The following is a 23,871-nucleotide window of genomic DNA, read 5'->3' on the forward strand; positions in this document are numbered from 1 at the left end:
CTGCCCAGCAGAGCACCGATAGCGTGAGCCCGTGCCCATCAGCTACACCCTCCCCGGGGTCCATGTCACCGACCACTCCGTCGACGTCCCGCTGGACTGGTCCCAGCCCGACGGTTCACCCACGATCACCGTGTTCGCCCGCGAGCTCGTGGATCCCGCGCGCCGCACCGAGGACCTGCCGCTCCTCGTGTTCCTGCAGGGCGGCCCTGGCGGCAAGAGCCCGCGCCCGACAGGCCCGGAGGGCTGGGTCGGCACCGCCCTGAAGCGCTTCCGCGTGGTCCTGCTGGACCAGCGCGGCACCGGGCGGTCCACCGCCGTCCGCGGCGGCACGCTGAACGCCATCGGCACGCCCGCGGCGCAGGCCGAGTACCTGAGCCATTTCCGCGCGGACAACATCGTGCGCGACGCGGAGCACGTCCGGAAGACCCTTTTCGACGGCCGGCGCTGGACCTCCCTCGGCCAGTCGTACGGCGGGTTCATCACCATGACCTACCTGTCGTTCGCGCCGGAGGGTCTGAACGCGAGCCTCGTCACCGGCGGCCTGCCCGGCCTGACGGCATCGGCCCGGGAGGTGTACGAGCGCACCCAGCCGCGGGTGGTCGCAAAGAACGAGCGGTTCCGTGCTCGCTACCCGCACGCGGTGAAGACGCTCGGCCGGATCGCCGACCGCCTCTCGACCGGCGAGGTGACCGCGCCGGGCGGCGACATCCTCACCACCCGCCGGTTCCAGACCCTCGGCATGGACTTCGGCATGCAACCCGGCTTCGACAGGGTGCACTGGGTCGTCGACGAGGCGTTCGACTCACCGCACGGCGGCCCGCTGAGCGACACCTTCCTCGCCACGGTCGCGGCCGAGACGTCCTTCGCGACCAACCCCCTGTACGCGCTGCTCCACGAGTCGGTCTACGCCCAGTCCCACACCGGCCCGACGGCGTGGGCCGCCCAGTCCGTGCGCGACGCCGACCCGGCGTTCGCCGAGGCCGCGCGGCCGCTGCTGATGACCGGCGAGATGATCTACCCCTGGATGTTCGCCGAGATCAGCGCCCTGCGGCCGTTCGAGGCTGCCGCCGACGCCCTCGCGGCAAGGCAGGACTGGCCCGACCTGTACGACCTGCACCGCCTCGCGGAGAACCAGGTCCCGGTCGAGGCGGCGGTGTACTTCGACGACATGTTCGTGGACTCGTCGCTCTCGCTGGAGACGGCGGCGCACGTGGGCAACGTCGCACCCTGGGTCACCAACGAGTTCGAGCACGACGGCCTGCGCCTCGGCGACGTCCTGGCGAAGCTGCTGGAGCGCCTGGACGCGCGGGGCGGCCCGCTGCGGGACTAGCGGACCACCGCCCCGGCTGCCCGACGGCGGCGGCCGGGGCGCCTGCGCATCAGCCAGACCTCCGCCACCACCAGCGGCACCCGGCCACGGTCCTACGTTTCCTTCTCACCACCGAACACCAGTGCCCGCAGGACGGTCTCGGCGACCTCTCGCGCCTCGACGTTACGGTGCTGCGAGGCGGACTTGAGGATCTGCCGGGCCTGGCTCTCGTCGCACTGGTTGGTGTGCATGATCGCGCCGACTGCGCGCTCGGTCACGATGGAGTCCGACATCTTGCGATACAGGCCGACCGTGTGGTCCTCGAGCTTCGCGACCTCGAGGCGCAGCCGGACCGCCGACGCCGTCAGCTGTGCGTAGGAGTCGGCTGCGGTGAGCAGCTGTGGCGTCCAGGGGTCGACCAGACGGGAGTACAGGTTCAGGGCGATCGAGACGCCGGGCTCCACGAGAGCGGGGACGGCGACCGCCGACCTGAACCCCTCCTGGAGTGCCTGCTCCCTCCACGCCGCCCAGCGGGCCTCCTCGACGATGGCCGGGACCACCTGCGCGTGGAGCTCGTCCATGGCATCGATGCATGGTCCGACACCGGTGAGCGCCTCGACCCGGTCACAGCGGCCGGACGCCTCGCTGTTGCTGCCTGCGCGGATGGCAAGGCCGTGCTCGCGCATCGTGATACTGACCTCGAGGCCGGGGCTGAGCAGCGTGGCGGCCCGGACGGCGAACTCGTACGGATAGTTCGAGAAGTGCACGACCTCGTCCATTTCTGGCCAGCCGTGTCAGGTCGAGCAGCCCAGCATGTCGACGCGTCCAGCCGTGCCGGCGGGAACGGGCGGCGAGCCGCCCCAGGTCACTTCACGGTACGTGAACATCGGCCACGTAGCGACGGGACCGGCTCAGACGCGCAGGGCCGGGATGGAGGCGACCACGTAGCCGTCCACCTCGACGACGTCGCCGGCGGCCAGGACCGGCTTGCCCTCCGGGACGCAGAGCGTGACCTGGAAGCCGTCGGTCTGCACCCGCGCGGCAGTGAAGGCCTGGCCGGTCCGGCCGACGGCGCGCTCCTCGATCGCGAGCACGACGCCGGTCAGGTGCGCGACGGCGTCGGTCGACAGGGCATAGGCCCCGGTGGGCTCGAAGACCAGGTCGGGCGCCACGCCGTCGGCCCGCCCGATCACCTGGGTGGAGTTGCCCAGGACGACGATCGACACCGGGCCCTCGACGGGCGGTGCGGCCGAACCGAGCAGCGCGAGCTCCTCGAGCTGGCAGGCGATCTCGGTGATGACCTCGTCCTCGTCGTTCACGAGCTCGGCGAGCACGAGCCCGCCGTCGACCGCCTGCGGCTCGGAGATGACGGCGCCGGGCGCGGCGTAGAACGTGGGCGTGACAACCCGGACCAGGTCGCCCTCCGTGGTGATGATCAGCCGGGCGCCGGACACGTCGGTCCAGATGTGGACGCCGACCTCGCCGTCCTTCGCGATGGTCTCCGCCTCGGAGCGCGCTGCCGCCACCATGTCGCGAAAGTCGCTACGTCGCCAGACGTCCAGTCCGATACAAGCCAGGTTCGATGCCACGGTTGACTACGCTAACCCGTCCGGCAGACGGCAGCAGCCGGGGTCTACTCGGGCGCGTGCTTGTCCAGGAACGCGTACACCTCGGCATCGTCCACGCCAGGAAAGGCACCGCGCGGCAGGGCAGCGAGAATCTGCTGGTGCATGCGTCCGGACGGCCAGGCCTCGCCCGCCCAGCGGTCCGTGAGCTCCGGAGCCGGGCGCTGGCAGCACGCCGGGTCGGGGCAGCCGGAGCTGCGGCGCACCTGGGAGTCGCGCCCGCGGAACCACTTGGCATGGGCGTAGGGCACGCCGACCGTGATCGAGAACGCACCCGACCCGCCGTCCGGCCCGCCCGACGGCGACATGGAGCCCGTCTGGGTGGAGCACCAGAAGGTCCCTGCCGGCGTGTCGGTGTACTGGTAGAACTCGGTGGCCCGGTCGCGCCGCTCGAAGGCCTCGCGCGCCGCCCATCGCCGGCAGATCAGCTGCCCCTCGATGGCGCCCGTGACGTCCTGCGGGAACGGCAGACCGTCGTTCGCGTAGCCGCGGAAGAGCGCGCCGTCGGCCCCCACCCGCAGGAAGTGGAGCGGGATGCCGAGGTGATGCGTGGCGAGGTTCGTGAGCCGCATGGCGGCGGCCTCGTGCGTGATGCCGAACGCGTCGCGGAAGTCCTCGACCGCGAGGTCGCGCTCCCGCTTGCGCGCCTCCAGGAACGGCACGGCCACGAACTGCGGCGCGAGGCAGGCGGCGGCGAAGTACGTGATCTCGACGCGCTGGCGCAGGAACTCGCCGTAGGAGCGCGGCCGGTCGTGCTCGAGCACCCGGTGCGCGAGCGCCTGCAGCGCCAGCGACCGGAGCCCGTGGCCGCCAGGGGTCGACGCAGGGGGCAGGTAGATCCGGCCGTTGTGCAGGTCGGTCACCGAGCGTGCGGACCGGGGAAGGTCGTCCACGTGCAGCAGGGTGAAGCCCATCTGCTCCGCCATCCGCGCCACCGTGCGGTGGGTGAGGGCGCCGCCCGTGTACCCGGCGGCCTTGACCAGCTGTTCGGCCACGGCTTCGAACTGCGGGTAGTGGTTGTCGCGGGCCTCGCGCTCCAAGCGCAGCTCGGTATTGGCGCGCCGCGCCTCCTCCGGGGTGGCGATGGCCAGCTGCTCGCGCCGGGCGAGCTCCTCGTGCAGGCCGACGAGCTGCTCCAGCACCGGCATCGGCAGCTTCTGGCTGGGCTTGACGGCGGGTACCCCGAGCGTGGTGAACAGCGGTCCGCGCTGCGCCCGGTCGAGTGCGATCTCCAGGGCCGCACGGCGCGACGGCGGCTCCGCGCTGAGCAGCTCGCTCATCGGCACGCCGAGCGCCTCGGCGATGGAGCGCAGGAGGCCGAGGCGCGGTTCGCGCCGCCCGTTCTCCACGAGGGACAGGAGGCTCGGCGCCGAACCCACCTTCTCACCGAGCGCGTCGAGGGTGAGCCCTTGCGTGGTGCGCAGGTGCCGGATGCGGCGCCCCAGGGTGATCGGGTCGGTCTCGCCGCGCGATGTCGCCTCGCTCGAGCTCGGCACGTCGTCCTCCGTCCATTCGTGTGATGGCTGCCACCCGAAGACACCCGGGATGGGCCAACAGGAACCCGCTACTTCACACTACGTGAAGATCGGCGTTTCTTGACAGGCCATCGACTGGAAATCGGACAGATCCACCCCCCAGAGTGGAAACAAGCCCGCTACCGTGGCCTGCCGCATGACGATCGGAGCGCACATGTCCGTCCTCGCGAACCCCCGCCGTACCCGGCTCGTCGCCGAGCTCGTCTCCGACCTGACGACCGGCCAGGGCTCCACCGCGTCGTCCGAGGCGACCGCGCAGGCCGCGCCGCCGGTCGTAGAGCACGACGTGCGCGCCTGGGTGGCCGGTGTCGCCGAGCTCACGCAGCCCGACGAGATCGTCTGGTGCGACGGTTCCGCCGACGAGAAGCAGCGCCTCATCGACCAGATGCTGGCAGCAGGCACGCTCGTCGAGCTGAACCAGGAGAAGCGCCCTGGCTCGTACCTGGCCCGCTCCAATCCCGCCGACGTCGCGCGCGTCGAGTCGCGCACCTTCATCTGCTCGCAGGCCGAGGAGGATGCCGGCCCCACCAACAACTGGGTGGCCCCCGCCGAGATGCGCACCGAGCTGGAGGGCGTCTTCGAGGGCTCGATGAAGGGCCGCACCATGTACGTGGTGCCGTTCTCGATGGGTCCGGTCGGCGGCCCGATCTCACAGGTGGGCATCGAGATCACCGACTCGCCGTACGTCGTCGTCTCGATGCACGTCATGACACGGGTGTCGGACGAGATCCTCGGGCTGATCGACGCAGGGCAGCCGTGGGTCCCCGCCGTGCACTCCGTCGGCGCCCCGCTGGCTGACGGCGAGGCCGACGTCGCCTGGCCGTGCAATGACACCAAGTACATCGTGCACTTCCCGGAGAGCCGCGAGATCTGGTCGTACGGCTCCGGCTACGGCGGCAACGCCCTGCTGGGCAAGAAGTGCTTCGCGCTGCGGATCGCCTCGGCGATGGCGCGCGACGAAGGCTGGCTCGCCGAGCACATGCTGCTCATCCGCATCACGTCACCCGAGCAGCGGCAGTACCACCTTGCCGCCGCCTTCCCGAGCGCCTGCGGCAAGACCAACCTCGCGATGCTGCAGCCCACGATTCCGGGCTGGAAGGTCGAGACCCTCGGCGACGACATCGTGTGGATGCGCCCCGGACCCGACGGCACCCTGCGCGCCATCAACCCGGAGGCGGGCTTCTTCGGCGTGGCGCCGGGTACCGGCATCGACACCAACCCGACGGCCGTTGCCACGTTCGACCGCGACACCATCTTCACGAACGTCGCCCTGACGGACGACGGCGACGTCTGGTGGGAGGGCTTGACGCCCGAGGCGCCGGAGCACCTCATCGACTGGCAGGGCAACGACTGGACGCCCGCCTCCGACAAGCCGGCCGCCCACCCGAACTCCCGCTTCACGGTGTCCGCGGCCCAGTGCCCGACCATCGCGGACACCTGGGAGGACCCGGCCGGCGTGCCGGTCGACGCCATCGTGTTCGGCGGCCGCCGCGCCACCAACGTGCCGCTCGTGGCCCAGTCGTTCGGCTGGGAGCACGGCGTGTTCATGGGCGCGACGATCTCGTCGGAGCGCACTGCCGCGGCCGAGGGCGCGCTCGGCGAGCTGCGCAGGGACCCCTTCGCGATGCTCCCGTTCTGCGGCTACAACATGGCCGACCACTGGGCGCACTGGCTGGAGGTCGGCGCCGGCATCGAGGAGTCGAAGCGTCCGCGGATCTTCCAGGTCAACTGGTTCCGCAAGGGCGAGGACGGCCGCTTCCTCTGGCCGGGCTTCGGCGAGAACTCGCGGGTCATCGAGTGGATCGTCGGCCAGGTCGAGGCCGGCCGCGGTCTGCGCGCCGACACCTCCGTCACGTCACCGGTGGGCAACCTGCCCGCGCCGGGCACGCTGAACCTGGACGGCATCGACGTGTCGGAGGCCGACCTGGCCGCCCTCTTCGACGTCCCCACCGAGCCGTGGCTGGCCGAGGCCGCGCTGACCGACGAGTTCTTCGCACGGTTCGGCGACCACACCCCGGACGCGCTGCGCGCCCAGCTGGACGCTCTCAAGGAGCGCCTGGCCCGCTGACTTCGGACGGCTGACGCGCGACACTCCCGGGTGGCTACCCCGTCGCGCCGTCGGCCGTCCGAACCACGTTCCCCGGCCGGGTTATTGAGGCATCCCGGCCGGGGATCACTTCTGCCCGCTGTCAGTACCGCATGCCCATCAGGCCGCGGACGTCGTCGAGGGTGCGGTCGGCTATCTCGTTCGCTCGCGCGTTACCGCTGGCCAGCACCTCCGCGAGGTAGCGAGGTCCGGCGGAGGCGAGCTCCGCGCGTCGGTCACGGAGCGGGCGCAGACCCTCGACCACGGCCTCGCTGACGAGGGTCTTGAGCCGACCCGCTCCGGCCGAGCCCACCTCGTCGGCGAGCGCCTGGGGAGAGCCTCCGGTGAAGTGCGCGCCGATCTGGAGCAGGTTCGCGATCTCGGGCCGCCGCTCGGGCTCGTAGGTGATCGTGCGGTCGGCGTCGGTCCTCGCGCGCCGAAAGAACGCCACGGTCTCGTCCTCGGTAGCGCGCAGCTCCAGCGCGTTGCCTCGGGTCTTCGACATCTTGCCCCCGTCGCTGCCCAGGATGGTCGGGGACCGTGCGATGAGCGCGTCCGGCTCCGGGAAGTACGGCTGCACCGCCGAGTAGCGCTGGTTGAACCGGCGGGCCACGGTACGCGTGGCTTCGAGGTGCGGCAGCTGGTCCTCGCCGACCGGCACGAGGTTGCCGTGGCAGAACAGGATGTCCGCTGCCTGATGCACCGGGTAGGTGAACAGCAGGCCGCTCATCCCGCGACCGCCTCGTTCGGCCGAGGCGGCCGCCTCGGCCTTGACCGTGGGGTTGCGCTCCAGCTCGGCCACGGTGACCAGCGACAGGAACGGCAGCAGCAGCTGGTTCAGGGCCGGAACCGCCGAGTGCGTGAAGACGGTGCTGCGCTCGGGGTCCAGGCCGGCCGCGAGGTAGTCGAGCAGCACCTCGCGGACGGTGGCGGGCAGGTCGCCTGCGTCGTCCCGGTCGGTGATGACCTGGTAGTCGGCGATGATGAGGAACACCTCGACTCCGAGGTTCTGCAGACGCACGCGGTTGGCCACGGTGCCGAGCAGGTGGCCGAGGTGCAGCGCCCCCGTGGGCCGGTCCCCGGTCAGGACGCGGTACTCCCCCGGGTTCTGGGCGATCAGCTGCTCCAGCTCGGCGGTGCGTTCGCGGGCCGCGGCGGCGGAGCGAGTCGTGCTGGCCGGCCCGCTGGAGGTGCCCGACGGCGGTGTGGTCGCCTCGGGCGTGGTGGTGACGGACATGTGGGTCTCCTTCGTCAGGGAGCTGCCCGCGGACGGCGTCGGGCACAGAAAAGTCCCGGGCTGCGGTGAGCAGCTCGGGACGTCTGTGCGGGTGGGCGCGTCAGGTCACGGCTGCGTGTGCAGCCGCCACCAGCTGAGCCCGTGCGTCATGCGCTCAGGCTATGTGGCCGCTCGACGCCGGGCAAGGACCGCTTCGACGCTCGAGCGTGGCCGTGTCGTCACGCGCCCGCCGTCGGGCAGCGAGAATGGACCCGTGCCGCACCAGCCCGACGCCTCCGCGCTGTCCGAGTCCCCGCTCGCCCACATCGTCTACTTCGAGCCCCGCATCCCCGGTAACACCGGGTCCGCGATCCGGCTCGCGGCGGTCACCGGCGCCCGGCTGCACCTGGTGGAGCCGCTGGGCTTCGACCTGTCGGAGGCCAAGCTGAAGCGCGCGGGCCTCGACTACCACGACCTCGCCGTCATGGACGTGCACCCGTCGCTCGACACGGCGCTCGACGCCTTGCCGGAGGCCCGGGTCTTCGCGTTCACCACGCGCGCGACCACGCGCTTCACCGACGTCGAGTACCGGCCGGGCGACGTGCTGCTGTTCGGCCCGGAGCCCACGGGGCTGCCGCCGGAGGCGCTCGCCCACCCGCGTGTCACCGGCGAGCTGCGGATCCCGATGCTGCCCGGGCGGCGGTCGCTCAACCTGACCAACGCGGCGTCGGTCGCCGTGTACGAGGTGTGGCGCCAGGCAGGGTTCGCCGAGGGCGCGTGAGATAGCGACCGCAGAAGTGGTACTGAGACCATGGCTCTGACCTACGACCGGACGACGAGCACGCGGCCCGGCGCAAGCTGATATCTCCCGGCCACCGCACCGGGGCTCGCGGCTCCGGCCTGCGCGATCACCGTGACGGGCGGTTCGCCCACCACGCGGTCCGACGTCGGGAACCAGGTGCGGCCCGGCCGCACCAGGATGAGCATGCCGTCGATGTGCCCAGCCGGAGTGAACGTCTCCGAGCCGTCCGGGTAGCGGCCGATGCCCGCGTCGGTGAGGCGGTCGGCGGTACCGACGACGTCGGGCACCGCGATACCCACCTCGCTCACGGAGAGCAGGTCGCCGGGCCGGAACGGGGTGGGCTGAACACCAGGCACACGCGGGTTCGAGGCCTTCGCACCCCTCGCGTGCCTGGCGCTCAGCGTCTGGGGGAGATCGCGGCGCGCGATGACTTCCAGCACCGACCGGTCGGGGCCCGGGAAGTAGAGGGACCGCGCGTTCCAGGCCGCCTGCGACTCGAACTCGGTGCGGTCGCCGTCGCCGAGCAGCCCGGGGCCCTCTGCGAGGAAGGCCCTGGCCGCGTCGAACCGCGAGTCGTCGACGAGGAAGGCGTAGTGCTGGTCGCCCTCGGCGCCCGGGTCCTCCCGGAACCGGATGACCGAGCGCCCGACGGCAACCTCCACCGCACCGATCTCTTTGCGCACCGGGAGCCCGAGGACCGACTCGTAGTACGCGGCGGTCTCCGCCGTCGACCGGGTCACCGTGTCGACGCTCATGATCTCCATGCGCCCCAGCCAACAACCTCAACGCCGGTTGAGGTCAAGCGTGGATCAGGAGATCCCGACGGCCACAGTCACGTCCCACATCTCGGCTTCACCCGAGTCGTACCACTCCACGATCGCCTGTTCTGCCTCCAGCGTGAGCGTGTCGGTCAGCTCGAGGAAGCTCAGCACCTGCCCGGTGGAGAACCTGGTGCTCATCGAACCGTCACCTTCGGACAGTGTCATGAGAGCAGCCAGGACGCCGACCGGCGCAGCAGCTCCCGGTGGCCTCCCGCCGCGAACGAGCGAACGTCGTGGCCCAGCGCCGAGTACACGCTGCGACCGCCGTGCGCCTCGTTGACCCACACGACGGGCTGCTCGGCGCCGTCGTCGTCCAGGGTGGTGCCGAGGACCCGCGCTCCCGGGGCGACCCTGAGGCGGCAGTAACGCTCGTCGAAGGCCTCGACGGCGCCCAGCCCGTCCGTGACCGGGTGACTGTCGGCGAGCTCGAACCGCGCCTGGCCGATCGGGGGGTGCATCGACTCGCCGGGCACCCATCGCCCGCCGAGCACGGCAGACCAGTCGGGGGCGTCGTAGAAGGTGTTCGCCGCCTGGTGCAGCCCGAGCACGGCGCCCCCGGCCCGCGCCCAGCCCGCCAGCCGGGTGTGAAAGCCGAGCCAGTCGTCGTCGGAGCCGTCGAAGTCCGCGTCGCGGCGGCCCGATCCCCCGTTGACGACCAGCAGGTCCACGGAGTCGAGGTCGTCCAGCGCGTGCCGGAAGAGCCCGCGCACCTCCACCGCGCCGAGCTCACCGAGGATGCCGGCAACCACGTGCGACGTCGCCGCGTGGTCGTGCCAGGGGTCCTCGTAACGTCCACGGCCGGCCAGGATGAGGATGCGCTTCGTCGTCACGATGCGATCCTGCCACGGGCTGCCTGCTCAGTTCAGCCCGCCTCGAGAACGCGATCATGCACGTCCAACGTCTCGAAGCGTGCATGATCGCGTTCTCGAACAGCGACTACGGCACCATCAGCACCTTGCCCCGCGCCTTTCCCGACTCGAGGCGGCGGAACGCCTCGACCACCTCGTCGAGGCCGTACCGCCGGTCGATCCGCGGCACGACGTCGCCAGCGACCAGGAGCGCGGCCAGCTCGTCCAGGTCGGCCCGCTGGTTCGGGCGCCAGGGGAAGACGCCGATCCGGTTGCCGGTCAGCCGGCCGACCACCGGGCCGAGCAGCGCCTTCTCCGCGAACGAGCCGAGCCGCCGGGCGATGAGCGCGTACCGTCCGCCCGGGGCCAGGGCACGGCGGAGCGCCAGGACGGACCGGGTGTCGGCGATGTCGAGGATCACGTCGAACCTCCCGTCGCCCCGCGTGAAGTCCTCGCGGGTGTAGTCGATGACGTCGTCCGCGCCGAGCTCGCGGAGCAGGTCGAGCTTGTCCCCGTGGTCGACGGCGGTGACCACGGCTCCGCGAGCCTTCGCGATCTGCACGGCGAACGGTCCGACGCAGCCGCCGGCCCCGTTCACCAGCACGCGCTCACCCGGCCGGATCGGTCCGGCGGCCCGCAGCCCCTGCAGCGCGAGCGACCCCGAGTGCGGCACGGTGGCGGCGGCGTCGAACGGCACCGCGTCCGGCAGCGGCGAGAGGGCCGACGCCGGGGCGCTCACCTGGTCGGCCAGCGCACCGTGCCCGACCTCGAACAGGTCGGCCCAGACGCGGTCGCCCCGCCGGAGGCCGGTCACGTCCGGCCCGACCTCCTCGACGGTCCCTGCGACGTCGACCCCCACCCGGGAGTGGGTCGGCCGGAACAGCCCGGTCCCTATCCGTGCGAGGCGGGGGCGTCCGAGCACATGATCGAGGTCCCCCATGTTCAGCGAGGCGGCACCGATCCGGACCACCGCCTCGCCCGGACCAGGGGCCGGCCGGGCGAGCGCGGCCACCCGCAGGACGTCGACCGGACCGTACCCGGCCCGCACCACCGCCCTCACGGGGTGCCTCCCGAGGCGACCGGAGCCCGCTCCAGCACGAGGAAGTCGGTGACGCCGAAGAGGCGCGCGACGCGACGGTCCGCCGCGGACAGGTGGGGCAGCGCCTCGGCCGGCTCGACGACCCGTGGCGCCACCACGTGCGTACGCCCCTCGGTCCGCAGCTCCGCGGAGCCCGCGGCGAGGACGTTCCGCAGCCAGTCCACCTCGGTTCCGTACGGGAGATAGACGAGGAAGTCGTCGCCCAGCGGGTACACCCCGATCGGCGTCGCGTACGGCGCGCCCGACCGCCGGCCGACGTGCCGGATCACCGCGGCGGACGCGCCAGGCTCCCCCGCGGTGCGCATCTCGACGGGGCGGCCGAACCGCCGGCCGAACCTGCGGACGAGCAGGAGGCCACGCCGGTTCTTGGTACGCATGATGACCACGAGCGCGAGGAACCCGCCGAGCCCTACCACCAGCAGCCCTGCGAGCACCCAGAGGATCCAGACCCACATGACGTCACCTTCCTGAGGAGGCTCACGACGTGAGCCTTACACCGTAAGGTAGGCCCGGGACCCAGGCCCGTCAAGGGTCTGAGCGACGTAGGATCGCGACATCATGACTTCACCCCGGGCGACAGGCACAGCACCGCGGAGCGCCCTGACCCGCGCCCGGGTGCTCGATTCCGCGGTCGCGCTGGCCGACCGCGACGGCCTCGGGGCGCTCACCATGCGGAGCCTGGCCAAGGAGCTGGGGATCGAGGCGATGTCGCTCTACCACCACGTCGCCAACAAGGAGGACCTGCTCGACGGCGTGGTCGACGTCGTCGCGGCCGAGATCCAGGACGCCGTCGGCCGGCTGGAAGCCCTCCCCGACGACGCGCCACCGTCCGCGTGGAAGCCGGCGATGCGCCGGCAGATCCTCGCGGCGCGTGCGGTACTGCTCCGCCACCCCTGGGCGTCGACGGTCCTCGAGACCCGGAAGTCGTTCAGCCTGCACGTCGTGCGGTACTACGACTCACTGATCGGCCTGATGCGGCGCGGCGGCTTCTCCTACGACCTGGTCCACCACGCCATGCACGCCCTGGGCAGCCGCGCGCTCGGGTTCTCGCAGGAGCTCTTCGAGCCGGACGGCGCCACGGCAGGTTCCGGACCCGGCGGAGGGACCACGGACGGTGCCGACGACGCCGCCACCGCGATGCTCGCGCAGATGGCCGACGAGCTGCCCCACATGGTCGAGATGCTGGCCGCGGTCGGGCACGAGGGTGCCGACTCCACGCTCGGCTGGTGCGACGACCAGACCGAGTTCGAGTTCGGTCTTGACCTCGTCCTCGACGGGCTCGACCGGCTGGCCGAGCGCGAGCAGCACTGACCGGCGCTACCTCAGCGGACTACCTGAGCGGGTCGAACGGCCGGATCTCCTCCGGCGTCTGCCCGGTGGTGATCATCTCCGCCAGCGCCCTGCCCGTCGCCGGGCCGAGCACCATGCCCCACATGCCATGGCCGCCGGCCACGTAGACGCCTGGCGCGGCCGTCCGGCCCACGAGCGGCAACCCGTCGGGCGTCACCGGCCGGGAACCTACCCACTCGTCCTCCCGGGAGTCCAGGTCGACCCCGTCGAAGAGCCCGCGGACCGAGTTCACCATCGCCCGGACGCGCCCCTCCTGGAAGGGCTCGTCCGGCCCGCGGAACTCCATGGTCCCGGCGATCCGCAGCCGCCCCTGGTACGGCGTGCACGCCACGCGCCGGGCCGGGAAGTACACCGGGTGGTCGATCGGCGGCCCCTCCACCGGCACGCTGAACGAGTAGCCACGCCCTGCCTGCACCTTGGTCCGCACGCCGAACTGCTCGGCCAGGCCGGGAAGCCACGCGCCCGTCGCGAGCACCACCGAGTCGGACGTCATCCGGCCCTGGCCGTGCACCGCGATCTCGATGCCCCCTGGCACCGGGCGGACGTCGTCGACGCGGGCATCCGTCAGCACCTTCGCACCTCGCGCGCTGACCGACGTCGCGAGCGCCTGCGTGTACGGGCCCGGCTCGATGTACCGCTGCCCCTCCAGCGTCCAGGTCGACCGGACGGCTCGGGAGAGGTGCGGCACGCGGACGCCGTCGGGCACCCGCGAGAGCCGGATCTCCTGGCCTGCCTTCGCCACTCCGCGCAGCTCGTGCACGAACGGGCGCGACTCCCGCTCCCGCTCGAACCCGACCACCCAGCGGCTCGCGTACGACGTCGCGTGCACGCCGCCGGCCTCCAGCTCGTCGTACGCCTCGAGCGCGAGCCGGTCGATCGGAGTGAGGGCGGCCATCGCACGCCGCCACTCGCCGGGCGTCGCGTGCGACATGAACCGCACGAGGAAGCCCCAGAGGGCGCGGTCGAACCGGAACGGGACGCTGAGGGCGGCGTCGGGGTCGAGCATCGCCTTCGGGCCGTAGGCCCAGAGCGCGGGGTCGGCCAGCGGCATCGCCATGCCAGGGGTGAGCCAGCCGGCATTGCCCCAGGACGCTCCGGACGCAACGCCGCGCCGGTCGAGGACCGTCACCTCAACACCACGTTCTTGCAGGTGCCAGGCGGTGGCGAGGCCGACCATGCCGGCGCCGACGACTGTAGCGGTCTTCGTTTCGGGCACGCTCGTGCTCCTTCATTTCAGGGCAGTACCTTGCAGGACCCCTCCCCGTCGAGCGGCGGATACCTTCATCGTCCGCCCCGCGGATCGATTCGGCGCGACAACGCAGTGAAGTGCGGTGAAACGAGGGGTGTGGATCCGCCGCCCGACGTCGGCCCGGGGGCCTGCGCTCCGATCAGGGCTCAGCCGATCGGCTGCGCGAGGGGCTCGATCACCCCGATCTCGTCGTCGGTCAGGGGCCCCGCACCGAGCGCCGCCACGTTGTCCTCGAGCTGCGCCACCGACGACGCGCCGATCAGCGCCGAGGTCACGCGGGTGTCCCGCAGCACCCAGGCGAGCGCGAGCTGGGCGAGCGTCTGGCCCCGGCCGGCCGCGATGTCGTTCAGCTCCCTGGCGCGGCTCAGGTAGTCCTCGGTGAGAGCGCCGGACGAGAGGAACGGGGAGTCGGAGCGGGCAGCCCGGGACCCCTCGGGCGCCGCACCAGTGAGGTACTTGTCGGTCAGCAGACCCTGCTGGAGCGGCGAGAACACGATGGTCCCGACGCCAAGCTCGCCGACGACGTCGAGCAGGGACTCGCTCTGCCTGCCGTCGTACGCGTCCTCGTGGTCCGGGTTCTCGATGTGCCGGTTGAGCATCGAGTACGACGGCTGGTGGATGAGCAGCGGGACGCCCAGGTCGCCGAGGATCCGTGCCGCCTCACGCGTCCGCGCCGGCGAGTAGTTGGAGACGCCCACGTACAGGGCCTTGCCCTGCTGGACCGCCGACGCGAGCGCACCCATCGTCTCCTCGAGCGGCGTCGAGGGGTCCGGCCGGTGGTGGTAGAAGACGTCGACGTAGTCGACGCCCATCCGGGTGAGCGACTGGTTCAGCGAGGCGATGAGGTACTTGCGGGACCCGTGGTCCCCGTACGGCCCTGGCCACATGTCGTAGCCGGCCTTCGTGGAGAGGATCAGCTCGTCGCGGTACGGCTTGAGGTCGGCGGCGAAGTGCCGGCCGAAGTTCTCCTCCGCCGATCCGTAGGGCGGGCCGTAGTTGTTCGCCAGGTCGAAGTGGGTGACGCCCAGGTCGAGCGCGCGGCGCAGGATGGCGCGCTGGGTGTCGAACGGGCTGGTGTCGCCGAAGTTGTGCCAGAGGCCCAGGGAGAGCGCGGGGAGGTCCAGGCCGGAACGGCCGGTGCGGCGGTAGGACATGGTGTCGTAGCGGTCGTCGCCGGCCAGGTACGGAGATGCGAGAGGCATGTGGCAATCGTGGCACGGGCGCTGCGGGTCGATCGCACGTGTCGGACGCTCAGGTCACTCGGTGACCTGAGCGTCCGACAAGGTGCAGGGTGTTCCGGCAGATCTCCCAGATCAGCAGTAGAGGTTGCCGCCAGGGTCCACGCCCAGCGCGCTGGTGAAGCGGAGATAGGTGTCGACGCGGCTCTGCACCTGAGCCGGGTTGCCACCGTTGCACTCGATCCGGCCGTTGATGCTGCGGATGGTCTCGCCGAACCCTGCGCCGTTCACCATCGCCGCGTGCGGCGTCATCGTGCCCGGCCCGTTCTGCGTGTTCCAGTACCAGAGCCCGGTCTTCCAGGCGACTGCGGAGTTGGTCTGGACCAGGCTCGGGTTGTTCAGCAGGTCGATCCCGAGGGCGTCGCCCGCTGCCTTGTAGTTGTAGTTCCAGCTCAGCTGGACCGGACCGCGGCCGTAGTACTGGGCGGTGCCCGCCGGGCAGCCGAAGGGCTGGGTCGTGTCGCAGTAGTGCGGGTAGTTGTCCGTGTTCTGCTCCACGATGTGGACCAGGCCGCCGGTCTCGTGGGAGACGTTGGCGAGGAACGCGGCAGCCTCACGCTTCTGGACCGTCTCGCTGCCGGTGTTGGCGAAGCCGGGGTACGCACCGAGCGCCTCGACGAGCCCGGAGTAGGTGTAGAACGAGTTCCGGTTGGGGAAGAACTGGTTGAACTGCGCCTGGCTGACCGGGAAGTCCTCGGTACCGGGCGGGTCGGTCGGGCCCTCACCACCGTCGCAGGCGCCCACCCGCTCCCAGACTCCCCACTCGCCGGTGGTTCCGGGCGTCTCACCCTGGGTCCACCACTTGGCCCGCCACGCAACACCGGCGTGCGTGACCTGGTTGCCACCGACGTAGACCCCACTGCTGCTCCAGGCCGGCGAGCCGCAGTCGGCCACGGCGGCATGAGCCGCAGGGACGGTGACCGCTGCCGCCCCTGTCGTCAGCAGCGCAGCGACAAGGGCTGCGATCAGTAGCGGTGCGCGACGAGATCTCACGGGGAACCACCTCGCTTCCGGTTTCTGGGCCGTCGGTGTGACGACCGATTTGTTCGGAAACCTAGCAAGATGGAGGACGGGCGGTCGTGAGGGATTCCCACACGAAGGACACGTACGGGCGACCAGTGGGACCACAGCACCCGCCTCCGGCACTGCACGTCAGGGGCGGAGTACATTCATGAGCTGCCGGTTGATGAACATCGCCTCACGCCCAGCCTTGACTTCCGCAAGGACTCCCGCGCCTACCAGGTCACGCAGCCAGCGCACAGCAGTCTGACGGGTGACCCCGCAACGTTCGACCACATCCCGGACGCGACAGTACGGCTGCTCCATGAGCACCTCGACAAGATCCGAGTTGACCGAACGAAGCGTGTGCCGGACCACGTCGACGGTCTCGACCCGCACTGCCTGCACCTGCTCGACCAGCTCGATGCTGCACGGCGGTCACGCGGACGCCCTCAAGCATGTAGAGAACCCACTCCTCCCAGCCGTTGGACGCTGTGACACCCCGAAGCAGACGGTAGTAGTCGTCCCTGCTCTCGATGATGTAGCGCGAGAGGTACAGCAGCGGAAGGTGGAGCAGGCCGGCATCACAGAGCATCAGCACGTTGACGATCCGGCCCGTGCGGCCGTCGCCGTCGCCGAATGGGTGGATGGCCTCGAACTGATAGTGCGCAACCGCCATCGTCACGAGCGGGTCCAGGTCCGACGGTTCGTTGATGAAGGCCGCCCAGTTGTCGAGGAGACGCTCGATCACCTGAGGCCTGGCTGGAGGCGTGTAGATGCGCCTGCCTGCCAGAGAGTCGCCGATATACACCTCGCCGCGCCGAAACGACACCTCGTGCCCGCGGATCGCCGAGGTTCCTGTTCGAGCCAGGCACCTATCCGGTGCACGTGAATGCCGGGTTCCACACCTCGATCGCCGGTCTGGGCGCCGACCCTGACGACGTGAACATCACGGGCGGCGTCTGGGCCGACGCCGAGTGGTTCGAGGGGAACGCCACGCAGAACTTCTGGCGCTCCGTCGAGAACCTCGCCGTCACGCCGACCGGCGGGGACATGCGGTGGGCGGTGTCGCAGGCGGCGCCCATGCGGCGGGTCCACGTCAAGGGCAACCTGATGCTGCACTCGTCGCGGTACGGCTGGGCGTCGGGCGGCTACATCGCCGACTCCGTGATCGACGGCGAGGTCCGCGCCTGGACGCAGCAGCAGTGGTACACCCGCGACTCCACCCTCACGGGCGGCTGGGCGGGAACGCTGTGGAACATGACGTTCTCCGGCGTCGAGAACGCACCGCCGACGTCGTTCCCCGAGCCTGCCGTGACCACCCTCGACACGACGGGAACGATCCGCGAGAAGCCGCACCTGTACCTCGACGGCGAGGACTACGCGGTGTTCGTACCGTCCGCCCGCGAGGGGACGAGGGGCGCGACCTGGGACGGCGGGACGACGTCGGGCACCTCCGTGCCGCTGGACGACTTCTACGTGGCCCGCCCCGGCGACACCGCCGAGCGGATCAACCAGGCGCTGGACCAGGGCCTGCACCTGCTGCTCACGCCCGGGATCTACGAGCTGGACGAGACCGTCGAGGTGAATCGCGCCGACACCGTCGTGCTCGGGCTCGGGTACGCGACGATCGTGCCGACGGCCGGGCAGACGGCGATGCAGGTGGCCGACGTCGACGGCGTCCGTGTCGCCGGCGTCCTCTTCGACGCCGGGGCCGCCGAGTCGCCGTCGATGCTGACGGTCGGCACGGAGGGTTCGGCCGCCGACCACGCGGACGACCCGATCTCGCTGCACGACGTGTTCGTCCGGGTCGGCGGGGCGCACGCCGGTCGGGTGGACCAGGCGATCGTCGTGAACGCCGACGACACGATCATCGACCACATCTGGTCGTGGCGCGGCGACCACGGCGAGGGCATCGGCTGGGACGTGAACACCGCGCGCAACGGGCTGGTGGTCAACGGCGACGACGTCGACGGGTACGGGCTCTTCGTGGAGCACTACCAGGAGTACAACACCCTGTGGAACGGGGAGCGCGGCCGCACGATCTTCTACCAGAACGAGCTGCCGTACGACCCGCCGAACCAGGCGGCCTGGAACCACGACGGCGTCCGCGGCTGGGCGGCGTACCAGGTCGCGGACCACGTGACGCAGCACGAGGCCTGGGGTCTTGGCTCGTACTGCGTGTTCACCTCGGACGCGTCCATCGTCTCGGACAACGGGTTCGAGGTGCCCGTCACGCCGGGGGTGCGGATGCACTCGCTGCTCACCGTGTCGCTCGGCGGGGTCGGCACGTACGAGCACGTCATCAACGGCGTCGGCCCGAGAGCGAGCGGGACGGAAACGATCCCGGCAAAGGTGGTCACCTACCCGTAACCCCTTGGTTGTGGGCGCGATCGTTGCTGCTACGTGCCGGGTTCAGGCGCAACGATCACGCTCACAACCAATGTCAGGTGACGGCACCCATGTGCCAGGGGATGAACTCCTCGGCGCCGATCGCCAGCTCCTCGCTGACCGTCTGCTCCCCGGACGCGACGGCGAGGATACGGTCGAAGATCCGCCTGCCCACCTCGGCGACGGTCGCGGTGCCGTCCACGATCACACCCGCGTTGAGGTCCATGTCCTCCGACATCACCGAGTACATCGGGGTGTTGGTCGCCACCTTGATCGACGGCGTCGGACGGCAGCCGAAGACCGAACCCCGCCCGGTCGTGAACACGACCACGTTGGCGCCGCCCGCCACCAGGCCGGTCACCGACACAGGGTCGTAGCCCGGGGTGTCCATGAAACCGAACCCACGCTCCGTGATCGGCTCGGCGTACTCGTAGACGGCGCCCAGGTCGGCCTGACCGCCCTTGGCCACGGCCCCGAGCGACTTCTCCAGGATGGTGGTGAGCCCGCCGGCCTTGTTGCCCGGCGACGGGTTGTTGTCGAGCGTCCCGCCACCCGCCTTGACGTAGCCCCGCCACCAGTCGATCCGGTCCAGCAGCTTCTTCGCGACCGCAGGCTCGGTCGCCCGGGCCGTGAGCAGGTGCTCCGCCCCGTACACCTCGGGCGTCTCGGCCAGCACCGACGTCGCCCCGTAGGCGACCAGACGGTCCGAGGCCCAGCCCAGCGCCGGGTTGGCCGTGATGCCGGAGTACCCGTCCGACCCACCACAGTTCAGCGCGAGCACCAGCTCCGACACGTCGCACTCGACCCGCTCACGCGCGTTCACCAACGGCAGCATCTCGCGCACGGCAGCAACGCCCGCCCGCACCGAGGCCCGCACGCCGCCGGCCTCCTGGATGGTCAGCGACCGCACGACCGTGTCGTCCGGGATAGACGCCAGCAGCCCCTGCTTCGCGTCGTCGGGCGGGCCGACCGTCGGCATCCCCAGGTCGGCGACCTGCCCCGACCGGGCGGACAGCGCGGCACCGGGCACCATCTCGCAGCCCAGCCCCAGCACCAGCAGACCCGCCACGTTCGGGTGGGCGGCGTACCCGCGCAGGGTACGCAGCAAGATCTGCCCGCCCTCAGAGTCCGGCACCAGGCCGCAGCCCGACGTGTGCGTCAGCGCGATGACGCCGTCGACGTTGCCGAACTCGTCCAGGGCCGAGCCGCTGAACTGGTCCGCGATCATCTTCGCCGTCGAGGCCGAACAGTTCACGCTCGTCAGGATCGCCACGAAGTTGCGGGTCCCGACCCGGCCATCGGCCCGCCGGTAACCGCGGAACGTGGGGCGGGCGCCGTCGGGCACCGGAAGCTCGGTGTGCGTGCCGCCCAGCGGCGTCTCACGCTCCCCCTCCTCGAACCCGAGGTTGTGCGCGTGCACGTGGTCGCCCGGCGCGATGTCGGTGGTCGCCACCCCGATGACCTGCCCGTACTTGTGCACCTCCGCACCCGCCGGGACCACGCGCAACGCGAGCTTGTGCCCCCGCGGCACCGGCTGCCCGACCACGACCGGACCGGTTCCGGACGCCGAGACCTGGTCACCCGGGCTCAGGTCGCGGGTCGCGACGGCGACGTCGTCACCCCGACGCAGGACGAGCAGACCAACCTCTGACACGTCAGCACCTCTCTGTTCTGAACCGTTTCACCCTACCCACACCCGACACGCTGAGTGCGGGGCATCTGTTGGCTGGACGGTCCCAGGTCAACAGATACCCCGCACTCAACGAGGGTGTCAGCCGGCTATGGCCGCGTTGACCTCATCGATGAGCTGGGTCGCCGCCTCCTCCGGGGTGATGCGCTCGAAGAGCACCTCGGTGTTGACGCGCTCCATGATGTCGGCGAGCTCGGCGGAACCGTGCGGCGGCACCGGCGGGGTGTCGACGATCTCGTCCTCGATGTCCGCCATGAAGTCGGCCATCTTCTGGTCGGTGGGCGACAGGTCGCCGAGGATCGCCTCGCGCACCTCGGTGTTCGCCGGCAGGCCGCGGTCGGTCAGCATGATCTTCGCCGCCTCCTCGGAGTTCAGCATGAAGTCGACGAACTTCGCGGAGGCCTCCGGGTACTCGGTGTCCGCCGAGACCGAGTAGAACATCGCCGGCTTGTAGTACATGCCGGTGCGCTCGCCCTCGGTCTCACCCGGGAGCCGCAGCAGCTCGAGCTCGTGCCCGGACGAGTCCGTCAGCGCTCCCAGCTGGTTGGTCCACCAGACGCCCATGGCGCCCTGGTTGGTACCGAGCAGTCCACCCTCCGGGCCGGCGGCCTGGTACTCGACGGTACGGGCGGCGTCAGGCTGCCCGCCACCCTCCATCAGGTCGAGCGAGATCTGGAAGAAGTCCGCGACGGTCTGCTCGGAGACCCCGAGCTCTCCTTCCGGCGTGAACAGCGTCTCGCCGCGCTGGCGCGCCATCACGTTGAGGCCCGCCTCGTTGAAGCCGTAGTCCTGCGTGCCCCACACGCCGTCGCCGGCGCCCTCCGAGACGGCGTTCGCCGTGGTGACGTAGTCGTCCCACGTCCAGGTGGTGTCGTCAGGCAGCTCGACACCGGCGTCGGCGAAGAGCGCCGGGTCGGCGACGAACGCGTAGGCGTTGATGCCGGTCGGGATGCCGTACTGCGCGCCTTCGATCTGACCGCCGGCCAGGACGCCGTCGTCGACCTTTGACGTGTCGACGTCGAGCTGGCTCAGGTCCGCGAGCACGTTCTTCGTGGCGTAGTCGGAGATGTAGCGCTCCTCCTGGGTGATGACGTCAGGCGTGTCGCCTGCGGCCACCGAGGTGGCGAGCTTGTCCCAGTAGCCGTCCCAGTCGGTGAAGTCGGGGACCACGGTGATGTCGGGGTTCTCCGCCTGGAACGCGTCGATGATCTGCTGCGTGGACTCGTGGCGGGTGTCGGATCCCCACCACGAGAACCGGATCTCGCAGGGGCACTCCTCTGCGGCAGCGGGCTCGTCGCCGCCTCCGCCGACGCCCGAGTCGCCGCCCCCGCACCCTGCGAGGGTCAGTGCCACGGCTGCGATGCCCGCGGCCGAGGCGGCGAGCCGCTTGCCGCGCCTCGTAGGTAGTCCGTTGCCGGTGGTGCTCATGTGTTTCTCCTTCGGTGACGTTGACGTCGTTGTCGCAGCGCGGGTGGAGCTATTTGATTCCAGTGGTCGCGATTCCCTTGACCAGGTACTTCTGCCCGAACAGGAAGGCGATGAAGACGGGGATCAGGGACACGATCGACATGGCGAACAGCGAGCCCCACGAGCTCTCGCCCGTGGAGTCGACAAACGTGCGCAGTGCGATCGGCACGGTGTACATCTCCGGCCGGGTCAGGAAGATCAGCTGGCTGAAGAAGTCGTTCCAGGTCCAGATGAACGTGAAGATCGCCGTGGTGGCGAGGGCCGGCATCGACAGCGGCAGCATGATCTGCAGGTAGATGCGCAGGTGGTTGGCGCCGTCGAGGGTCGCTGCCTCGTCCAGCTCGCGCGGGATCCCGCGGAAGAACTGGACCATGAGGAAGATGAAGAACGCGTCGGTGGCAAGAAGCTTCGGCACGATCAACGGCAGGAACGTGTTGATCCATTCGAGCTGGGAGAACAGCACGTACTGGGGCACGATCACCACGTGGATCGGCAGCATGATCGACATCAGCATGACCGCGAACCACAGCCGCTTGCCCTTGAACTCGAGCCGCGCGAACGCGTAGGCCGCGAGGGAGCAGGAGAGCAGGTTGCCGAGCAGCGACCCGAGCACGACGATCGCCGAGTTGATCAGGTAGTGGCTGAACGGGTGCAGCAGCGCGTTCCACCCGTCCGTGTAGTTGGACAGGTCGATGTCTGTGGGGATGAGCCCCGGCTCGCGGAAGATCAGCGCGTTCGGCTTGAACGAGCTGGCCAGCATCCAGAGCAGCGGGTACAGCATCACGAAGCCGAAGGCGATCAGGCCAGCGTGCTTGAGCACGCTGCTCACCCGTGCGCGCAGCTGTCGGCCCCGGGGCCGGACGGTCGGACGGCGGTCCTCGGTGCCGGGCGGTATGGCGCCGTCGGACGGCGGCAGCACGGCCGTCGCCGTAGCGGTCTGTGTGGGCGTGGAGGCGTCAGTCATCGTAGAAGACCCAGTACTTGGAGGCGAGGAAGTTGACTGCGGTCATGCCGCCGATGATCAGCAGCAGGAACCAGGCCATCGCCGACGCGTAGCCCATGTCGAGGGATCCGAACCCCTTGAGGTAGAGGTACAGCGTGTAGAGCAGCGTCGAGTCGGACGGGCCGCCGTTGCCACCGCTCACCACGAACGCCCTCGTGAAGGACTGGAACGCCTCGATGAGCTGCAGCACGAGGTTGAAGAAGATGATCGGCGTCAGCAGCGGCAGCGTGACCGACCGGAACTGGCGGAACTTGCTCGCCCCGTCGATCGAGGCGGCCTCGTAGTACATCTGCGGGATCTGCCGCAGGCCGGCCAGGAAGATCACCATGGGAGCGCCGAACGTCCAGACGTTGAGCGCCATGAGGGTGCCGAGCGCGTAGTCCGGGTGCGAGACCCAGCCCTGACCCTGTATGCCGAAGATCGCCAGCACCTGGTTGACCAGGCCGTCCGCGCCGAAGATCTGGCGCCACAGGATCGCGATGGCGACCGAGCCGCCGAGCAGGGAGGGCAGGTAGTACACGGAGCGGTACAGGGCGAGCCCGCGCATCCCCCGGTCGAGCAGCAGCGCCAGGCCGAGGGCCGCGGCGAGCTGCAGCGGCACCGAGACGAACACGTACATGAACGTGACGCCGAGGGAGTTGAGGAACCGTGGGTCCTCGAACATCCGCGTGAAGTTCTCGACGCCCACCCACTGCGGCGGCGAGAGCAGGTCGTAGTCCGTGAAGGACAGGTACAGCGAGGCGCCCATGGGCCCGGCTGTGATGAGCACGAGCCCGACGAACCAGGGCGCGAGGAAGAAGAGCGCCCAGCGTCCGTCGCCCTTCTTTCGTGGGCTGACGCTCTGTTTGCTGCGGGAGAGCTCCTGGATCACTGACATGGGTTCACCCCCGCACTGGCAGGCGGGGGCTCGGACCGCCAAGGTCCGGGCTCGCGGTTCAGGTGGCGCATCGCGTTGTCCTCCGGATCGTCGTCGATCCCCGGTCGCATCGGTGAGAAACCGGTCTCTGGTGGAGGAACGTACCACACGAGCAACCGGTTTCCCATGGTGTACCGTCACATCGGGAAACCGGCAGCGAGGGGGCCGCGCCAAGGATGGCTCGGAGCTCCCCCGCCCGCCGGTCGGACGACGTTGACGGACGGAGA

22 protein-coding genes and 1 pseudogene are annotated in these 23,871 nt (G+C 70.4%); 5 read left to right on the forward strand and 18 right to left on the reverse strand.

Annotated features, from left to right (window positions below; all coding sequences use genetic code 11):
• Positions 1–31: 31 nt before the first annotated feature.
• Complete coding sequence (locus tag ACFS27_RS28585) at positions 32–1,330, forward strand: alpha/beta fold hydrolase (RefSeq protein WP_377190652.1); 1,299 nt, start codon at positions 32–34, stop codon at positions 1,328–1,330.
• Between the two features lie 92 nt (positions 1,331–1,422).
• On the opposite strand, the gene ACFS27_RS28590 is transcribed toward ACFS27_RS28585, so the two are convergent.
• The 3 genes from ACFS27_RS28590 to ACFS27_RS28600 all read right to left on the reverse strand — a co-directional run bounded on the left by ACFS27_RS28590 (position 1,423) and on the right by ACFS27_RS28600 (position 4,430).
• Positions 1,423–2,076, reverse strand: coding sequence for an ANTAR domain-containing protein (locus ACFS27_RS28590; RefSeq protein ID WP_377190654.1), 654 nt, complete (start codon positions 2,074–2,076; stop codon positions 1,423–1,425).
• A gap of 144 nt (positions 2,077–2,220) precedes the next feature.
• A complete protein-coding gene (locus ACFS27_RS28595) occupies positions 2,221–2,898 on the reverse strand; it encodes a hypothetical protein (protein WP_377190656.1) in 678 nt (225 codons plus the stop codon).
• Between the two features lie 44 nt (positions 2,899–2,942).
• Positions 2,943–4,430: a helix-turn-helix domain-containing protein gene (locus ACFS27_RS28600; protein WP_377190658.1), complete on the reverse strand. Its 1,488-nt coding sequence runs from the start codon at positions 4,428–4,430 to the stop codon at positions 2,943–2,945.
• Between the two features lie 175 nt (positions 4,431–4,605).
• On the opposite strand from ACFS27_RS28600, the gene ACFS27_RS28605 reads away from it, so the two are divergent.
• Complete coding sequence (locus ACFS27_RS28605) at positions 4,606–6,537, forward strand: phosphoenolpyruvate carboxykinase (GTP) (protein ID WP_377190660.1); 1,932 nt, start codon at positions 4,606–4,608, stop codon at positions 6,535–6,537.
• Between the two features lie 121 nt (positions 6,538–6,658).
• On the opposite strand, the gene trpS is transcribed toward ACFS27_RS28605, so the two are convergent.
• Positions 6,659–7,792 carry a tryptophan--tRNA ligase gene (gene trpS, locus ACFS27_RS28610; protein WP_377190662.1) on the reverse strand — a complete coding sequence of 378 codons (1,134 nt, stop codon included), beginning with the start codon at positions 7,790–7,792 and terminating at the stop codon, positions 6,659–6,661.
• Positions 7,793–8,072: 280 nt separating this feature from the next.
• Here trpS and ACFS27_RS28615 point away from each other — a divergent pair, with 280 nt between their 5' ends.
• Positions 8,073–8,552: a tRNA (cytidine(34)-2'-O)-methyltransferase gene (locus ACFS27_RS28615; RefSeq protein WP_377191217.1), complete on the forward strand. Its 480-nt coding sequence runs from the start codon at positions 8,073–8,075 to the stop codon at positions 8,550–8,552.
• Between the two features lie 41 nt (positions 8,553–8,593).
• On the opposite strand, the gene ACFS27_RS28620 is transcribed toward ACFS27_RS28615, so the two are convergent.
• The 5 genes from ACFS27_RS28620 to ACFS27_RS28640 form a co-directional block, all read right to left on the reverse strand.
• The gene (locus ACFS27_RS28620; RefSeq protein ID WP_377190664.1) at positions 8,594–9,337 is read right to left on the reverse strand and encodes a VOC family protein; all 744 of its coding nucleotides are present in this window, start codon (positions 9,335–9,337) and stop codon (positions 8,594–8,596) included.
• A 45-nt stretch (positions 9,338–9,382) separates the two neighbouring features.
• Entirely contained in the window at positions 9,383–9,532 is a 150-nt protein-coding gene (locus ACFS27_RS28625; protein WP_377190666.1) for a hypothetical protein, read from the reverse strand.
• 23 nt (positions 9,533–9,555) lie between these two features.
• Complete coding sequence (locus ACFS27_RS28630; RefSeq protein ID WP_377190668.1) at positions 9,556–10,224, reverse strand: ThuA domain-containing protein; 669 nt, start codon at positions 10,222–10,224, stop codon at positions 9,556–9,558.
• Between the two features lie 106 nt (positions 10,225–10,330).
• Positions 10,331–11,302, reverse strand: coding sequence for an NAD(P)-dependent alcohol dehydrogenase (locus tag ACFS27_RS28635; protein WP_377190670.1), 972 nt, complete (start codon positions 11,300–11,302; stop codon positions 10,331–10,333).
• Positions 11,299–11,796, reverse strand: a complete 498-nt coding sequence (locus tag ACFS27_RS28640) for a nitroreductase family deazaflavin-dependent oxidoreductase (RefSeq protein WP_377190672.1) — start codon at positions 11,794–11,796, stop codon at positions 11,299–11,301. Before ACFS27_RS28640 ends, ACFS27_RS28635 begins: the two co-directional genes overlap by 4 nt.
• Before the next feature lie 103 nt (positions 11,797–11,899).
• Between ACFS27_RS28640 and ACFS27_RS28645 the strand changes: the two genes are divergently transcribed.
• Entirely contained in the window at positions 11,900–12,652 is a 753-nt protein-coding gene (locus tag ACFS27_RS28645; RefSeq protein ID WP_377190674.1) for a TetR/AcrR family transcriptional regulator, read from the forward strand.
• 19 nt (positions 12,653–12,671) lie between these two features.
• Here the strand turns inward: ACFS27_RS28645 and ACFS27_RS28650 are convergent, their stop codons facing one another.
• The 5 genes and pseudogenes from ACFS27_RS28650 to ACFS27_RS28670 all read right to left on the reverse strand — a co-directional run.
• Complete coding sequence (locus ACFS27_RS28650) at positions 12,672–13,907, reverse strand: NAD(P)/FAD-dependent oxidoreductase (protein ID WP_377190676.1); 1,236 nt, start codon at positions 13,905–13,907, stop codon at positions 12,672–12,674.
• Between the two features lie 179 nt (positions 13,908–14,086).
• Positions 14,087–15,142, reverse strand: coding sequence for an aldo/keto reductase (locus ACFS27_RS28655; protein ID WP_377190678.1), 1,056 nt, complete (start codon positions 15,140–15,142; stop codon positions 14,087–14,089).
• Between the two features lie 111 nt (positions 15,143–15,253).
• Positions 15,254–16,171, reverse strand: coding sequence for a glycoside hydrolase family 19 protein (locus tag ACFS27_RS28660; protein WP_377190680.1), 918 nt, complete (start codon positions 16,169–16,171; stop codon positions 15,254–15,256).
• Between the two features lie 159 nt (positions 16,172–16,330).
• Positions 16,331–16,585 (reverse strand): DeoR family transcriptional regulator, encoded by a 255-nt coding sequence (locus ACFS27_RS28665; RefSeq protein WP_377190682.1) that lies wholly within the window; start codon positions 16,583–16,585, stop codon positions 16,331–16,333.
• Between the two features lie 241 nt (positions 16,586–16,826).
• Positions 16,827–17,009 (reverse strand): annotated as a pseudogene (locus tag ACFS27_RS28670) (Fic family protein); the annotation flags it as partial.
• Positions 17,010–17,065: 56 nt separating this feature from the next.
• On the opposite strand from ACFS27_RS28670, the gene ACFS27_RS28675 reads away from it, so the two are divergent.
• On the forward strand, positions 17,066–18,550 hold the full coding sequence (locus tag ACFS27_RS28675) for a hypothetical protein (RefSeq protein WP_377190684.1): 1,485 nt from the start codon (positions 17,066–17,068) through the stop codon (positions 18,548–18,550).
• 73 nt (positions 18,551–18,623) lie between these two features.
• On the opposite strand, the gene ACFS27_RS28680 is transcribed toward ACFS27_RS28675, so the two are convergent.
• From ACFS27_RS28680 to ACFS27_RS28695, 4 genes are all read right to left on the reverse strand, one after another.
• Complete coding sequence (locus ACFS27_RS28680; RefSeq protein ID WP_377190686.1) at positions 18,624–20,222, reverse strand: UxaA family hydrolase; 1,599 nt, start codon at positions 20,220–20,222, stop codon at positions 18,624–18,626.
• A 117-nt stretch (positions 20,223–20,339) separates the two neighbouring features.
• Positions 20,340–21,686: an ABC transporter substrate-binding protein gene (locus ACFS27_RS28685; protein WP_377190688.1), complete on the reverse strand. Its 1,347-nt coding sequence runs from the start codon at positions 21,684–21,686 to the stop codon at positions 20,340–20,342.
• 49 nt (positions 21,687–21,735) lie between these two features.
• The gene (locus ACFS27_RS28690; protein WP_377190690.1) at positions 21,736–22,689 is read right to left on the reverse strand and encodes a carbohydrate ABC transporter permease; all 954 of its coding nucleotides are present in this window, start codon (positions 22,687–22,689) and stop codon (positions 21,736–21,738) included.
• The gene (locus ACFS27_RS28695) at positions 22,682–23,605 is read right to left on the reverse strand and encodes a carbohydrate ABC transporter permease (RefSeq protein ID WP_377190692.1); all 924 of its coding nucleotides are present in this window, start codon (positions 23,603–23,605) and stop codon (positions 22,682–22,684) included. The genes ACFS27_RS28690 and ACFS27_RS28695 overlap by 8 nt, the downstream gene beginning before the upstream one ends.
• Positions 23,606–23,871 lie beyond the last annotated feature (266 nt).

This window comes from Promicromonospora vindobonensis (assembly GCF_042685865.1).
GTDB lineage: Bacteria > Actinomycetota > Actinomycetes > Actinomycetales > Cellulomonadaceae > Promicromonospora > Promicromonospora vindobonensis.

Coding starts and splice junctions, on each gene's coding strand:
- ACFS27_RS28605 (WP_377190660.1), top strand. CDS start 4,606: ATGACGATCGGAGCGCACATGTCCGTCCTCGCGAACCCCCGCCGTACC.
- trpS (WP_377190662.1), bottom strand. CDS start 7,792: ATGTCCGTCACCACCACGCCCGAGGCGACCACACCGCCGTCGGGCACC.
- ACFS27_RS28620 (WP_377190664.1), bottom strand. CDS start 9,337: ATGGAGATCATGAGCGTCGACACGGTGACCCGGTCGACGGCGGAGACC.
- ACFS27_RS28625 (WP_377190666.1), bottom strand. CDS start 9,532: ATGAGCACCAGGTTCTCCACCGGGCAGGTGCTGAGCTTCCTCGAGCTG.
- ACFS27_RS28640 (WP_377190672.1), bottom strand. CDS start 11,796: ATGTGGGTCTGGATCCTCTGGGTGCTCGCAGGGCTGCTGGTGGTAGGG.
- ACFS27_RS28645 (WP_377190674.1), top strand. CDS start 11,900: ATGACTTCACCCCGGGCGACAGGCACAGCACCGCGGAGCGCCCTGACC.
- ACFS27_RS28655 (WP_377190678.1), bottom strand. CDS start 15,142: ATGCCTCTCGCATCTCCGTACCTGGCCGGCGACGACCGCTACGACACC.
- ACFS27_RS28685 (WP_377190688.1), bottom strand. CDS start 21,686: ATGAGCACCACCGGCAACGGACTACCTACGAGGCGCGGCAAGCGGCTC.
- ACFS27_RS28690 (WP_377190690.1), bottom strand. CDS start 22,689: ATGACTGACGCCTCCACGCCCACACAGACCGCTACGGCGACGGCCGTG.
- ACFS27_RS28695 (WP_377190692.1), bottom strand. CDS start 23,605: ATGTCAGTGATCCAGGAGCTCTCCCGCAGCAAACAGAGCGTCAGCCCA.